We start from the raw sequence: 12,956 nt of genomic DNA on the forward strand, positions 1-12,956 counted from the left end.
CATCGAGTCGGTGAACATGGGCCTGAGGAAGCTGACCAAGAACCGGGGCTCGTTCCCCAGCGACGAGGCGCTGACCAAGCTGTTCTACCTGGCCCTGCGCAACATCAGCCAGAAGTGGACCATGCCCATCCGGGATTGGAAGGCTGCGCTGACCCGCTTTACCATTGAGTTCGGAGACCGCATCTCCGTCAATTGAAGTCCGAACCGTTTACACAAAAATTCGGACACGCCCTGTAGGCTTCGATTTCGCTTGCGGGCCAGCCTTTCATGCGCGGACCAATCGGAACACCCGGTTTGAGTACCCCCTCTTTGATGCGGTTATAGAAAGTGCTGTTGCTAAGCCCCGTCAACCGCAAGACCTCGTGCTTGCGAAGAAGGGCCTCGCGCTTTGCGACAAGCGCCTCTTTAATCAATTTTTCCATGTCGAACTCCGTTGTTTGTTGAGGAAAAAAATGATGGAGCGAGGCGTCCCTGCTTGAATCCATCTGCATTGCAATGGTTGAACTTTAGGATTCGAGCGAATAAAAAAAAGTGACGCTAACTTAACTAAGTTAGCGTCACATGTACGTGATGGCGCTGCTTTCTTGCTCTCAGAGATGGGCGCTATCCGACAACTGAGAAAATTTTGTGTCGAACAACTTGCCTCTTCTTGACGTGTGATGCACCCGGTCTGATAGAGCGGCGCAGCATCCGCACGGCATCCTCAATCCATCTGTAGCGCAAGTGATCTGTAGCCATGATCTCGAAGGCGTCTTGCACGCTCAAGTTGTTTCCGAATCGCGCTTGTATGCTCCTGTGCTGTTGCCAAGTCTGGCCTGACAGGATCAACGTAGCTCTTGCGCTTTTTTCCTTGAGCGTCTGTGTAAATTTCTCTTTCAAGTTTTCTGAGCTCTATCGCAATATCCAAACCGGATACCCCTTGCTCGTGAAGATCGAGTATTTTAATATATGAAGAAAAAACACCTTTACGGCCTTTTCTTTCCGGAAGTGGCTCAAAAAATCCTGCTTCCTGCAACTCTTTCTGATGTTCAGCCAAGTAATTTTTAACATCCTCTATCTGATATTCAATAGGCAAGCGAACATCAAAAGTAGCACGGACCAATGTGTCGCCGTCCAGTGAAAGTGGTTCAGGATCACGTCCAATCGGTATTCGGCGACCATCAAATTGATGATAAGACGGGGGTGAGGATAAGTTATCTATAATAAAAATAGCACCATTAATTCCTTTTTTTAATGAAAGCGTTTCAGCCTGAACTGGTCGATTGGTTTTTTCAGTCGCACTGAATGAATCAACCTCTATCTCTTTTTGGTTACCCTTCAGAATTTCCAAACCTACACCTTGCCACTCAGACTTTTCAAAGCTAATCCCTTTTTCATCAAGCCAAGGCGCCCTTACAAGCGAAGCCTCTAGGGGGACCGAATAGAACCAAATCGCATCTGCCGCATCTGCCGTCATTTCTTCAATACTGGGATCGACCCATTGAAGCAATCCATATTGGTCAGCACGATACTCAGGAGAAACTCGCAAAATTAGGTTGTCGATTTCATTTAAAAACATCGAGGTATGTTTCTTTGATTTTGACAACGGTTTGCTCAAATCTTTAATATATTCACCCAAAGTACTATTTTTGTCTTTTGAGTTCCAAAAATAGGTGCGATCAAAGAGCTTAACTGGCAGCGAGCCAAGTTGCGACCAATTTTCAGCATACGACTCTAGTTGACCTTGGGTTAGCTTTTCAAAAACATTTCGCTGATCTTCACTAAGTGAATGCAAAAACGCGTAAGCTTCCCGATAATCACGATTGCGTCGCAAAAACTGCCAAGCCCATTGACGATTTGTTTTTTCGTCAGCAGAATTAACTTTCTTTGTTGTCATAAAAATATCAGCCAATATTCATATCAACATCCGCCGCAGCCACTTTCGCAGCGCGAACGATTTCACGCACGTTTTCGCCGCGACTCCAAGCGTCGATCATGTCGGCCCAGGCTTGGAGCATGACTCGACGTTGTTCACCGTACTCAGCTTTGTTGTAGACACCCCGGATGCTGCCCTCTTCATGGGCGAGGCACTTTTCGATCCAGTCGCGGTTGAAGCCCGCCTCATTCAGCAATGACGAGGCAGTGCGTCGAAGATCATGGACGGTAAAATTCTCAAAATTATCACCACTAGCATTTATTGATTTAACTGCCACTTCGATAACACGATTAAGAGTCGCATTGCTTATTGTTGTGTTCATGTCATAACGACCTGGATGAAGGTGGCTAGATGTGGAAAAGCAAGTTTTGAATGTAATAAGAATATCTTGTGCTTGATTGCTTAAATAAACCACATGCGCTTTTCCGGTCTTCATGCGCTCTTTGGGAATTGTCCAGGTCGCATTATCAAAATCGATTTCATCCCAGGTAGCATTTATGAATTCGCCCTTGCGAACCATTGTCAACATGACGAAGCGCAAGGCTAGGCGGAGTGTTGCGGCAGTGGCTGTTGCATCTAAAGCGTCAAGAAATTTTCGTATTTCGTTTGGACTAAGTGCTCGGTCTCGCGCTTTGAATGTCGCTATATCGCTGGGGCGAATGGATTCCGCGGGGTTTGGCGCCGAAAATGACTTATCTTTTGCCGCCGCAAAGCGGTAAACCAGCAAGACTATTTCGCGCACTTGAACAGCTGGTGCAGAAGCACCTTTTTCACGAATGCTTTCGCAATGTTTCATCAACTGCGCTGGCTTGATTTCGTCAAGCTTCAGCTTGCCAAAAGGGCCCTCCAGATAGCGCTTGTAGACAGAGCGCCGCATGGCGATGGTCGAGTCGGCCAAGCGTGCACTGTTGTTGGGGTCGGCTTTGTCAGCGAAATAGCGCTCAGCCCAGCTTGAGAAAGTCAGCGCGTCTGCTGCTTCTTGTCGCTTTTCAACCTTGCTTCTGGATGGTGATTCACCCGCTTCGACGCTGCGTCTAGCTATTGCAAGTAGCGCTCGTGCTTCTGCCAGGGAAACGGATAGACCGAACTCAAGCTCGCTTGACTCACGGGAGGACTTTGATCCGAGAGACTCGTCATAGCGGCCAATGGTCAGCGTTTCACGTCTGCCATTGAGACGGTAGTCGTATCGGAACGACTTGGTTCCAGCAGGGGAGACCGAGACGTACATGCCGTCTCGGTCGGCAATTTTGAATGCCTTGTCTTTAGGGCGCAGTTTGCGCAGTTCCGTGTCTGTGAGCATAGCTGCCTTTCTTTAAAAACTTTACCGTCACAACACGTGTCGGTAAAGAAAAGCAGCGCCTCAGGAAATCACGGATTTACCGTCAAATTTACCGTAAAAATATGTGGTTCTCGTTGCACCGTATAGGATTGCAAAAAACACTTAACTCGTTGAATTTCAAAGATGTATGCGAAATCCAAGACGCTGCTGGACGTCTTGAAATCACTGTAAATTATTCCCACTCGATGGTCGCTGGTGGCTTGGTGCTGACGTCGTAGGTCACACGGTTGATGCCGCGCACCTCGTTGATGATGCGGCCGGACACCTTCTTGAGCAGGCCGTAAGGCAGCTCGGCCCAGTCGGCGGTCATGAAGTCGCTGGTGACCACGGCGCGCAGGGCCACGACATAGTCATAGGTGCGGCCGTCACCCATCACCCCCACGCTCTTGACGGGCAGGAACACGGTAAAGGCCTGGCTGGTCAGGTCGTACCAGCTCTTGCCGGTCGCTTCGTCGATCCAGTTGTTCAATTCTTCGATGAAGATAGCGTCGGCACGGCGCAGCAGGTCGGCGTATTCCTTCTTCACTTCACCCAGGATGCGCACGCCCAGGCCAGGACCGGGGAAGGGGTGGCGGTAGACCATGCCACGGGGCAGGCCCAGGGCCACGCCCAGTTCGCGCACTTCGTCCTTGAACAGGTCGCGCAGGGGCTCCAGCAGCTTCAGGCCCAGTTGCTCGGGCAGGCCACCGACGTTGTGGTGGCTCTTGATGGTGACGGCCTTCTTGCTCTTGGCGCCGCCCGACTCGATCACGTCGGGGTAGATGGTGCCCTGGGCCAGGAAGGTCGCGCCCTTGGCGCCGGCGGTTGCTGCCTTGAGCTTGGCCGCTTCGGCCTTGAAGACGTCCACAAACAGGCCGCCGATGATCTTGCGCTTGGCTTCCGGCTCGCTCACGCCGGCCAGCTTGCCCAGGAACAGCTCGGAAGCATCCACGCGAATCACCTTGGCGTGCAGCTTGCCGGCGAACATGTCCATGACCATGTCGCCTTCGTTCAGGCGCAGCAGGCCGTGGTCCACGAACACACAGGTCAGCTGGTCGCCGATGGCGCGGTGGATCAGCGCGGCCGCCACGGACGAATCCACGCCGCCGGACAGGCCCAGGATGACCTCTTCATCACCGACCTGCTCGCGGATCTTAGCCACGGCTTCTTCGATGTAGTCGCCCATGATCCAGTCCGCCTGCGTGCCACAGATGTCCAGCACGAAACGGTTCAGCAGGGCCTGGCCCTGCACGGTGTGCGTGACTTCAGGGTGGAACTGCACGGCGTAGAAACGGCGGGCTTCGTCGGCCATGCCAGCGATGGGGCAGGAGGGGGTCGAGGCCATCACCTTGAAGCCTTCGGGCAGCTGTGTGACCTTGTCGCCGTGGCTCATCCAGACCTTGAGCATGCCGTGGCCTTCGGCGGTCACGAAGTCTTCGATGCCTTGCAGCAGCTGGGTGTGGCCATGGGCACGCACTTCGGCGTAGCCAAATTCGCGGCTGTCCGAGCCTTCGACCTTGCCGCCCAGCTGGGTGGCCATGGTCTGCATGCCGTAGCAGATGCCCAGTACGGGAATGCCCAGCTCGAACACGGCGTCCGGGGCACGGTCGTCCACTTCGTAGACCGACGCGTGGCTACCCGACAGGATCACGCCCTTGAGGCGGCCGTCGGCGGCAAATTCGCGCACCCACTCGCTGCTGACGTCGCAGGGGTGGACTTCGCAGTACACATGGGCTTCGCGCACGCGGCGGGCAATCAGCTGCGTGACCTGGGAGCCGAAGTCAAGGATGAGGATCTTGTCGTGTTGCATGGTGTTATCCAAGGGCAAGAGGAAAGGATTCGGGGTCAGAAATCTTCGGCCGCCCACAGCGCGATCCCGCGTTGGCGGGCGGCAGCGATCTGGGCGGTATCGAACGTGGCCAGCGGCAGTCGCAACGACTGCGCCAGCCACAGGTAAGCGGCATCGTAGGTGGGCAGGCCGGTATCCAGCGCCACATCCAGCACGGCCTTGTGCTGGGCGGGCGCCAGCTCGTGCAGCTCCACACGGTGGCGGATGGCTTCCAGCACGCCCCACAGCCCCTCGACGGAGCCATGCGGAATACGGCCCTGGTGCACGCCCGATGCGATCAAGTTGCCACACTCCCACTGCCAGAGGTTGGGGGCTTGCGGCTCCACCTCGTCGCGGCGGATGCGGGCATACAGGCGTTGGGTGTGGGCGCTGGCCTGATCGGGCAGCAGCCAGGCGGCGGTGACGGAGGTGTCCAGCACAAAGGCGGTCATGCACGGCTCCGTCCGGTGTGACGCAGGGTAGCTACAGAAGCTGTAGCTGCTGGCGCTTGTATGGTGCGCTGCAAGGCCTGAATTTGCTCTAACTCCCGCGCAATCTGCTCGTCGGTGATCACCGGCCGGCGGCGCACCGGCAGCATGCGCACCACTTCCTTGCCGTGGCGCGTGATGCGCACCTCTTCGCCGGCCTCGACCAGTTCGATCAGGGCAGAGAAACGGGTCTTGGCTTCGTAGATACCGACAGATTGCATGGGATGGAAATAAAAAATCTGGCCGAACCAGAAGTTCAGACCAGATTTTAGCATTCTGACCAGAACTCTGTGGTTCTGGTCTGTTGAAATCACCCCACACCGGGCCAGCGCCGCCTTGCAGTGACACCGCCATCCCGTCGAGGGAATGCCGCGCAGCGGCCCAAGGGTGATCGGCGATCAGTCGGCGCGGTAGTTGGGCGCTTCCTTGGTGATCTGCACGTCGTGCACGTGGGACTCACGGATGCCGGCGGCCGTGATTTCCACGAACTCGGCCTTCTCGTTCATCTCCTTGATGGTGGCGCAACCGCAGTAGCCCATGGAGGCGCGCACGCCGCCGGCCATCTGGTAGACGATGGAGACCATCGAGCCCTTGTAGGGCACGCGGCCTTCAATGCCTTCAGGCACCAGCTTGTCGGCATTCGGGTTGCCGGTGGACGATTCCTGGAAGTAACGGTCGGCCGAGCCCTGCTGCATGGCACCGATGGAGCCCATGCCGCGGTAGCTCTTGTACGAACGGCCCTGGTACAGGATCACTTCGCCGGGCGCTTCTTCGGTACCGGCAAACATGCCGCCCATCATGATGGTGGAGGCGCCTGCCGCCAGGGCCTTGGAGATGTCGCCGGAGAAGCGGATGCCGCCATCACCGATCAGCGGCACGCCTGTACCCTTCAGGGCATCGGCCACGTTGGAGATCGCCATGATCTGGGGCACCCCCACACCGGCCACGATGCGCGTGGTGCAGATGGAGCCAGGGCCAATACCCACCTTGACCGCGTCGGCACCGGCTTCCACCAGGGCTAGGGCGGCAGCGCCGGTGGCGATGTTGCCGCCGATCACATCGATCTGGGGGTAGTTCTGCTTGACCCAGCGCACGCGGTCGATCACGCCCTTGGAGTGGCCGTGGGCCGTATCCACCACGATGGCGTCCACACCGGCCTTGGCCAGCAGCTCGACACGCTCTTCGGTGCCAGCGCCCACGCCCACCGCGGCCGCCACACGCAGGCGGCCGGCCGCGTCACGTGCGGCGTTGGGGAAGTTGGTCTGCTTGTTGATGTCCTTGACGGTGATCAAGCCCTTGAGCTCGAACGCATCGTTGACCACCAGCAGGCGCTCCAGCTTGTGCTTGTTCAGCAAAACCTTGGCCTGGGCAGGCGTGGTGCCGTCCTTTTCATTGACGGTGATGAGCTTCTCGCGGGGCGTCATGATCTCGCGGACCTTGACGTCGTAACGGGTTTCAAAGCGCACGTCACGGCTGGTCACGATACCGACCACCTTGCCGCCATCGCACACGGGGAAACCGGAGATGCCGCGCTCTTCCGACAGCTGCAGCACCTGCAGCACGGTGTGTTCGGGGGTGATCACGATGGGGTCATGCACCACACCGGATTCATGGCGCTTGACCTTGGACACTTCGGCCGCTTGCTCCTGGGCCGTCATGTTCTTGTGGATCACGCCAATGCCGCCTTCCTGGGCAATGGCAATCGCCAAACGCGCTTCAGTGACCGTGTCCATGGCCGCGGAGACCAGGGGCAGGTTCAACGTGATGTTGCGCGTGAACTGGGTGGAAAGAGAAACGTCCTTGGGCAGGACTTCGGAGTAGGCGGGAACGAGCAGGACGTCGTCGAAGGTCAGTGCTTTTCCGAGAAGGCGCATTGTGAAGGCTCCAAAAGAAAGATTGTAGCTTCCTCCTTGCATGCACGTGCCGCGCACGCAACAAGAAACCTTGCAACTGGCAGCTACACTGGCCCCATGAACGCCCTGCACTTCTGTCTCACCACAACGCTGCTCGTGTGCTCCCAGGCCGCTTTCGCCCAATGGCAATGGGTGGATGAAAGTGGCCGCAAAGTGTTCAGCGACCGACCGCCGCCAGCGCACATCGCGCCACACCAGATCCTGCAGCAGCCGCGGCCTGCCTCGGCAGCCACCCAGCGCATCATCTACCCGGCCGAAAACGGCTCCGCCCCCGGCGCGGTCATCGACCCCAAGGAAGCGGAGGCCGCTGCCAAGGCCCAGGCCCTGAAGGCCGAGCAAGAGGCCCACAAGGCTGCGGAAGCCAAGGCCCAGGAAGACAGCAAGAAAGAGGAAGCCCAGCGCAAGGCCGAGGAAGCCGAACGCAAGAAAAAGGAGCAGGAAGTGGCCAAGGCGCGCCAGGAGAACTGCCAGCGCGCCAAGTCCACCCACAGCACCATGCAGTCCGGCATGCGCCTGGTGTACACGAATGAAAAAGGCGAGCGTAGCTACATGACCGAACAGCAGCGCCAGACCGAGTTGCAGCGCGCCCAGGAAGCGATCAAGAGCAACTGCCCCTGACCGAGCGCGTAACCGCCGGTCCTGGCGGCAGGCCAAACCCAGCCGCCAGCAGCTCCACGCGCAGGCTGGGCAAGACCAGGCGCTGTGCAGCGCGCTAGAGCGCCCTCCCCCCTGGCGCCGCGGTCAATACCCCGATTTGCTGTTGGGCCGGCGGCTGGCAAACAGGCCCGCCCCCCGGGCGCCCTGCTTGGCAAAGCGCTCGCGGCGCGCCACCTTGGGGTCCACCTTCAGCGGCTGGTACAGCTCCACACGATCGCCGTCCTGCAGGCCATGGTCCAGCGCCTGGGTGCGCCCCCAGACACCGCAGGCAGCGTGCGTGCCCGGCTCCAGCCCGCAGGCGCGCAAGGCATCGTGGATCTGGGCGCCGGCCGGCAGCGCCACGCTGCGTTCCTGCACCTGGGCCTGGGCATCCACCCAGACCACCTGCACCGCCAGCATGCCGGTCTCAGCCATAGACCTTTTCGGCGCGCTTGATGAAGGCATCGACCATGGAGTTGGCAATCCGGTCGAAGATGGGGCCGATCAGGGCCGCCACCGCGTTGCTGTCGAAGCCATAGTCCAACTGCAACTGCACCTTGCAGGCACGCTGCGAGCCATCGCCCACGGGGTGGAACATCCAGTGCCCCTCCAGGCGCGAGAACGGCCCCTTGATCAGGCGCATGCTGATCTTGTGCTGGCCTTCGTGCACGTTGCGGGTCACGAAGGATTTGCGCAAGGCCCCCATGGACATGCCCACCTCGGCCGTCATGCTGTGTTCGTCCTGCTCCAGCACCTGGGTGTGCGAGCACCAGGGCAAAAATTCTGGATAGCGCGCCACGTCGGCCACCAGGGCGAACATTTCTTCGGGGCTATACCAAATGAGGACGGACTTGTTGACGTTTTTCATGAAAGCAAAAGCCTGCGTGGCGCATGCCCTGGGGCATTGCACCGGCAAACGGGTGGCGCGAGGCTGAAGAAACTAGAATTGCTGCTTAGCGGGAGAAACGCCCATTGTAGGTAGAGCCCGGCATCTGCGGGTCACCCGCCCAGAAAGACCCATGGCAAAAAACCAGAAACACCATCCCGCATCGCGGAGAACAAGAAAGCGGCGTTCAACTATTTCTTCGAGGAACGCCATGAGGCCGGCATCGTGCTGCACGGCTGGGAAGTCAAGGCCCTGCGCAGCGGCAAGGCGCAGATCAGCGAGGGCTACGTCATCATCAAGGAAGGCGAGCTGTACCTCATCGGCTGCCAGATCCAGCCGCTGAAGACCGCCTCCACCCACGTCAACCCGGACGCCGCACGCATCAAGAAGCTGCTGATGAAGAAGGACGAAATCCGTCGCCTCATCGGCAAGGTGGAACAAAAAGGCTACACCCTGGTGCCCACCAAGCTGTACTGGAAGAACGGCCTGGTCAAGTGCGACGTGGCCCTGGCCAAGGGCAAGGGCGAGCACGACAAGCGCGATGTGATCAAGGACCGCGAAGGCAAGCGCGAGGTCGAGCGCGCGATGAAGAGCCGCAACCGCTGAATCGGCAGCACACTTTCAATAAAAAGAGCTGCCAGCGCTGTCTTGGCAAGGTTTTCAGGTCGCAATGACTGGGAATCCTTGGCAAGGCAAGCGCTGGCAGCTCTCTTTTTGTTGGGGCCTTGCGCCGCGGCACTACCTGCGCGGCCCACGATGACCGCCCCCTGTGATGCAGAACACCAACGGTCTGCACCAAATTCGTGCCATTTGCACCATCTCAACGCTGTCACAAAAACTTCATCTCTAAAATTTCGAAGGCGCATTCACACCGTCAATACACAAAAACCCGCAGCCAGCCTGCGACCCAACGGATTTCGAGGAAACCACCATGTCTTATGGCAACTGGCCGATTGGCCGCAAGCTCGCGGCCGTGCTTGGCAGCATCCTGCTGCTCTTCGTCAGCAGCAGCGGCTTGGCCATCTACCAGTCCCTGCAGCAGGACCGCATGCTGTCGCACATGATGGACGAGGTGCTGGTGACCGAGCGCGCCCTCAAGAACTGGTCCATGAACGTCACCGCCGGGGTGCAACGCGCTGCGGCGATTGCCAAAAGCGACGATGCCAGCCTGGTGCAGTACTTCGACAAGGCCACCAAGGAAGCCACGGCCGACACCGCCGTACAGATGAAGATCATCAACGCCCACCTGCGTGATCCGGCGCAGCTGGCCCTGCTGGAAAAATCCTCCAAGCTGCGCGACGCCTACTTGGCGCAGCGCAAGGAGATCGCCGCGCTCAAGGCCGCCGGCAATGCCGAGGGGGCGCACCGCGTCTTCACCCAGCAGTTCGAGCCCACCATGACGGCCTACCTGCAATCCGTGGCCGACCTGGCGGACGCGCAGCGTTCGCTGTTCGACCAGCTGTCGGCCCAAAGCCGCCAGTCGCGTACCGCCAGCATGTGGCAGCTGGGCGTATTCACCAGCGCGGCCCTGGCCCTGGGCCTGCTGTTTGCCGTGCTGGTCACGCGCAGCATCACCCGCCCCCTGCACCTGGCCCAGCAGGCCGCGCGCGAGGTCGCGGCGCTGGACCTGAGCGGCACGCCCCAGACCCACTACCACAGCGATGAAACCGGACAGCTGCTGCGCAGCCTGGACGAGATGCGCAGCACCCTGAACCGCACCATGGGCCAGGTGCTGCAGTCGGCGCAAAGCATCTCCACCGCCAGCGAAGAAGTGGCCAGCGGCAGCAACGACCTGAGCAGCCGCACCGAGACCACGGCCGCCAACCTGGAGCAAAGCGCCAGCGCGATCGAGCAGCTCAGCAGCAGTGCCCAGCAGTGCACGGAGGCCACGCGCCAGGCCGAGGCGCTGACGCGCAACTCCTCGCTGGCCACGCAGCAGGGCTATGACAAGACCCAGCACGTGCAGCAGACCATGGAGCAGATCCACGCCAGCAGCCGCAAGATCGGCGACATCATCGGCGTGATCGACGGCATCGCCTTCCAGACCAACATCCTGGCGCTGAACGCCGCCGTCGAAGCGGCGCGCGCCGGCGAACAAGGCCGCGGCTTTGCCGTGGTGGCCGGCGAGGTGCGCACCCTGGCCCAGCGCAGCGCCACCGCCGCCAAGGAAATCCGCCAGCTGATCGACACCAACCTGCACAGCGTCAGCGCCGGCACCGCGCAGGTGCACGATGCCAGCCAGGCCATGCAGGCCATCCTGGACAACGTCACCCGCGTGCAGGACATCGTGGCCGAGGTCAACGCCGCCACCAACGAGCAAAGCCAGGGCGCGGCCCAGGTCAACCAGGCGATTGCCCAACTGGACCAGATGACGCAGCAGAACGCCGCCCTGGTCGAAGAATCCAACGCCGCGGCCGCCCACCTGCACGCCCAGGCCAGCCAGCTGCGCCAGGTGGTCGAGGCCTTCAAGCTGTCGCAGCAGCCCACGGCACAGCGCGCGCCCACCCTGCCCCGCAGCCGCGAGCCCGCGTTGCTGTCTGGATAAAAAAAGAGCGGCCAGCGCTTGCCGGCACAAGGTTTCAGCCGCAAAAAGCCCTGAAACCCTTGCCAGACAAGCGCCAACCGCTCACGGAATTGATAACCCCAGCCACCGGCCACGCCGCGTGGCTTTTTTAACGCCACGCTCCTGGCCGCAGCTGTCCGGCCAGGCGCGGGCACTAGAGCACTGGACAGCGGCACCCGCATGGGGCCTGGCCGCTGCGGCCATGGCGCGGCGGGGTGTGGCCGCCTCAGTCCTTCAGGCTGGCCAGCGGGTGCGAATGCGCCGGCCAGGGGCTGACGAAGAACGCGCGCCACAGGGCCTCGGGCACGTCCTCGATGCGCGCGGGGTTCCACTGCGGGTTCTGGTCCTTGTCCACGGCCAGCGCGCGGATGCCTTCCACGGTTTCGGACTGGCCGGGGCGCAGGTAGAAGCAGTGGCGCACCATGTCGCGCTCCATCCGCAGGTCGGTGGCCACATCCATGCCGCGCGCGCGGCGGATCTGCTCCAGCACCACCCACAGCATCAGGGGCGAACGCTTGCGCAGTGCCGCAGCCGTGGCCTGTGCCCACTCGCTGGCGGTGTCGGCCTCCAGCGTGTCGATCATGGCCTGCAGCGTAGGCAGGCCAAACACGCGGTCGATGTCTGCCGTGCTGCGCACCGCACCGGGCGCCTGGGCCTGCGTGCGGGACTGCACAAAGGCCTGCACGGCCTCGCCGCTGGCAAAGGTCTGCTGCGCCAGGGCATCCCAGACGGCGCCCTGCTCGCTCGCGGGCAGGTAGGCATCGGCCAGCTGGAAGGCGATCGCCTCGGCCGCGCCGATGGTGTCGCCCGTCAGCGCCAGCCACTCGCCCACGGCACCGGGGCAGCGCGACAGGAAATAGCCGCCGCCCACATCGGGGAACAGGCCGATGATGGTCTCTGGCATGGCCATCTTGGTCTTCTCGGTCACCACGCGCAAGCTGGCGCCCTGGCTGATGCCCATGCCACCGCCCATGACGATGCCGTCCATGAAGGCGATGTAGGGCTTGGGGTAGGTGAAGATCAGGTGGTTGAGGGCGTATTCCTCGGTGAAAAAGTCTTCCAGCTGCGGATTGCCCGTGCTGCCGGCCTGGTGCAGGAAGCGGATGTCGCCGCCGGCGCAGAAGTGGCCGAACACACCTTCCTTGTGGCTGCCGCGGATGGCCACGGCCAGCACGGTGGGGTCGTCCTTCCAGGCCAGCAACTGGGCCAACAGGTCGCGCACCATGCCCAGGGACAGGGCGTTGATGGCCTTGGGGCGGTTCAGGGTGATGAAGCCGACCTGCCCGTGCACTTCACTGACGATATGTTGCTCAACCTCGCGCATTGTGTCTCCTTGGTTCTTGTTCAGGGGGAATCAGTGGCCCGCATTGTGCCCCAGCGCCCAGGGGCTGCACGTCTCCGACGCACCA

At 60.3% G+C, this 12,956-nt stretch carries 12 protein-coding genes and 2 pseudogenes; 4 read left to right on the top strand and 10 right to left on the bottom strand.

Going from position 1 to position 12,956, the window contains the following annotated elements:
- Nucleotides 1–196: pseudogene (locus SJH88_RS09480) on the top strand (IS256 family transposase); the annotation flags it as partial.
- Here the strand turns inward: SJH88_RS09480 and SJH88_RS09485 are convergent.
- The 7 genes from SJH88_RS09485 to guaB form a co-directional block, all read right to left on the bottom strand.
- Nucleotides 189–422 carry a helix-turn-helix transcriptional regulator gene (locus tag SJH88_RS09485; RefSeq protein ID WP_274754320.1) on the bottom strand — a complete coding sequence of 78 codons (234 nt, stop codon included), beginning with the start codon at nucleotides 420–422 and terminating at the stop codon, nucleotides 189–191. The pseudogene SJH88_RS09480 and the gene SJH88_RS09485 sit on opposite strands and share 8 nt — an antisense overlap.
- A 281-nt stretch (nucleotides 423–703) precedes the next feature.
- Nucleotides 704–1,891 (bottom strand): transcriptional regulator domain-containing protein, encoded by a 1,188-nt coding sequence (locus SJH88_RS09490; protein WP_274754321.1) that lies wholly within the window; start codon nucleotides 1,889–1,891, stop codon nucleotides 704–706.
- On the bottom strand, nucleotides 1,884–3,215 hold the full coding sequence (locus SJH88_RS09495; RefSeq protein WP_274754322.1) for a tyrosine-type recombinase/integrase: 1,332 nt from the start codon (nucleotides 3,213–3,215) through the stop codon (nucleotides 1,884–1,886). Before SJH88_RS09495 ends, SJH88_RS09490 begins: the two co-directional genes overlap by 8 nt.
- Before the next feature lie 211 nt (nucleotides 3,216–3,426).
- Nucleotides 3,427–5,043, bottom strand: coding sequence for a glutamine-hydrolyzing GMP synthase (guaA, locus tag SJH88_RS09500; RefSeq protein ID WP_274754323.1), 1,617 nt, complete (start codon nucleotides 5,041–5,043; stop codon nucleotides 3,427–3,429).
- 35 nt (nucleotides 5,044–5,078) lie between these two features.
- Nucleotides 5,079–5,513, bottom strand: coding sequence for a type II toxin-antitoxin system VapC family toxin (locus tag SJH88_RS09505; protein ID WP_274754324.1), 435 nt, complete (start codon nucleotides 5,511–5,513; stop codon nucleotides 5,079–5,081).
- Nucleotides 5,510–5,770, bottom strand: coding sequence for a type II toxin-antitoxin system Phd/YefM family antitoxin (locus tag SJH88_RS09510; RefSeq protein WP_183303673.1), 261 nt, complete (start codon nucleotides 5,768–5,770; stop codon nucleotides 5,510–5,512). The genes SJH88_RS09505 and SJH88_RS09510 overlap by 4 nt, the downstream gene beginning before the upstream one ends.
- A 177-nt stretch (nucleotides 5,771–5,947) precedes the next feature.
- Nucleotides 5,948–7,423 carry an IMP dehydrogenase gene (guaB, locus tag SJH88_RS09515; RefSeq protein ID WP_274754325.1) on the bottom strand — a complete coding sequence of 492 codons (1,476 nt, stop codon included), beginning with the start codon at nucleotides 7,421–7,423 and terminating at the stop codon, nucleotides 5,948–5,950.
- Between the two features lie 96 nt (nucleotides 7,424–7,519).
- On the opposite strand from guaB, the gene SJH88_RS09520 reads away from it, so the two are divergent.
- On the top strand, nucleotides 7,520–8,080 hold the full coding sequence (locus SJH88_RS09520) for a DUF4124 domain-containing protein (protein ID WP_274754326.1): 561 nt from the start codon (nucleotides 7,520–7,522) through the stop codon (nucleotides 8,078–8,080).
- A gap of 123 nt (nucleotides 8,081–8,203) precedes the next feature.
- On the opposite strand, the gene SJH88_RS09525 is transcribed toward SJH88_RS09520, so the two are convergent.
- Nucleotides 8,204–8,533 (bottom strand): RnfH family protein, encoded by a 330-nt coding sequence (locus SJH88_RS09525; protein ID WP_274754327.1) that lies wholly within the window; start codon nucleotides 8,531–8,533, stop codon nucleotides 8,204–8,206.
- Nucleotides 8,526–8,966 carry a type II toxin-antitoxin system RatA family toxin gene (locus tag SJH88_RS09530; RefSeq protein ID WP_042418355.1) on the bottom strand — a complete coding sequence of 147 codons (441 nt, stop codon included), beginning with the start codon at nucleotides 8,964–8,966 and terminating at the stop codon, nucleotides 8,526–8,528. The genes SJH88_RS09525 and SJH88_RS09530 overlap by 8 nt, the downstream gene beginning before the upstream one ends.
- A 156-nt stretch (nucleotides 8,967–9,122) precedes the next feature.
- Between SJH88_RS09530 and smpB the strand changes: the two are divergent.
- Together smpB and SJH88_RS09540 are read left to right on the top strand one after the other, a co-directional pair.
- A pseudogene (smpB, locus tag SJH88_RS09535) lies at nucleotides 9,123–9,590 on the top strand (SsrA-binding protein SmpB); the annotation flags it as partial.
- Nucleotides 9,591–9,915: 325 nt separating this feature from the next.
- Nucleotides 9,916–11,529: a methyl-accepting chemotaxis protein gene (locus tag SJH88_RS09540; RefSeq protein ID WP_081770853.1), complete on the top strand. Its 1,614-nt coding sequence runs from the start codon at nucleotides 9,916–9,918 to the stop codon at nucleotides 11,527–11,529.
- 244 nt (nucleotides 11,530–11,773) lie between these two features.
- Here SJH88_RS09540 and SJH88_RS09545 read toward each other — a convergent pair whose 3' ends face one another.
- Entirely contained in the window at nucleotides 11,774–12,871 is a 1,098-nt protein-coding gene (locus tag SJH88_RS09545) for an enoyl-CoA hydratase/isomerase family protein (protein WP_274754328.1), read from the bottom strand.
- Between the last annotated feature and the right edge of the window lie 85 nt (nucleotides 12,872–12,956).

This window comes from Comamonas sp. GCA5 (genome assembly GCF_036541385.1).
GTDB lineage: Bacteria > Pseudomonadota > Gammaproteobacteria > Burkholderiales > Burkholderiaceae_C > Comamonas > Comamonas aquatica.

What these genes read in the sequence shown, in the direction of transcription:
- SJH88_RS09485 (WP_274754320.1), bottom strand. Translation starts at nt 422, where the DNA reads ATGGAAAAATTGATTAAAGAGGCGCTTGTCGCAAAGCGCGAGGCCCTT.
- SJH88_RS09495 (WP_274754322.1), bottom strand. Translation starts at nt 3,215, where the DNA reads ATGCTCACAGACACGGAACTGCGCAAACTGCGCCCTAAAGACAAGGCA.
- guaA (WP_274754323.1), bottom strand. Translation starts at nt 5,043, where the DNA reads ATGCAACACGACAAGATCCTCATCCTTGACTTCGGCTCCCAGGTCACG.
- SJH88_RS09505 (WP_274754324.1), bottom strand. Translation starts at nt 5,513, where the DNA reads ATGACCGCCTTTGTGCTGGACACCTCCGTCACCGCCGCCTGGCTGCTG.
- SJH88_RS09510 (WP_183303673.1), bottom strand. Translation starts at nt 5,770, where the DNA reads ATGCAATCTGTCGGTATCTACGAAGCCAAGACCCGTTTCTCTGCCCTG.
- guaB (WP_274754325.1), bottom strand. Translation starts at nt 7,423, where the DNA reads ATGCGCCTTCTCGGAAAAGCACTGACCTTCGACGACGTCCTGCTCGTT.
- SJH88_RS09520 (WP_274754326.1), top strand. Translation starts at nt 7,520, where the DNA reads ATGAACGCCCTGCACTTCTGTCTCACCACAACGCTGCTCGTGTGCTCC.
- SJH88_RS09525 (WP_274754327.1), bottom strand. Translation starts at nt 8,533, where the DNA reads ATGGCTGAGACCGGCATGCTGGCGGTGCAGGTGGTCTGGGTGGATGCC.
- SJH88_RS09530 (WP_042418355.1), bottom strand. Translation starts at nt 8,966, where the DNA reads ATGAAAAACGTCAACAAGTCCGTCCTCATTTGGTATAGCCCCGAAGAA.
- SJH88_RS09540 (WP_081770853.1), top strand. Translation starts at nt 9,916, where the DNA reads ATGTCTTATGGCAACTGGCCGATTGGCCGCAAGCTCGCGGCCGTGCTT.
- SJH88_RS09545 (WP_274754328.1), bottom strand. Translation starts at nt 12,871, where the DNA reads ATGCGCGAGGTTGAGCAACATATCGTCAGTGAAGTGCACGGGCAGGTC.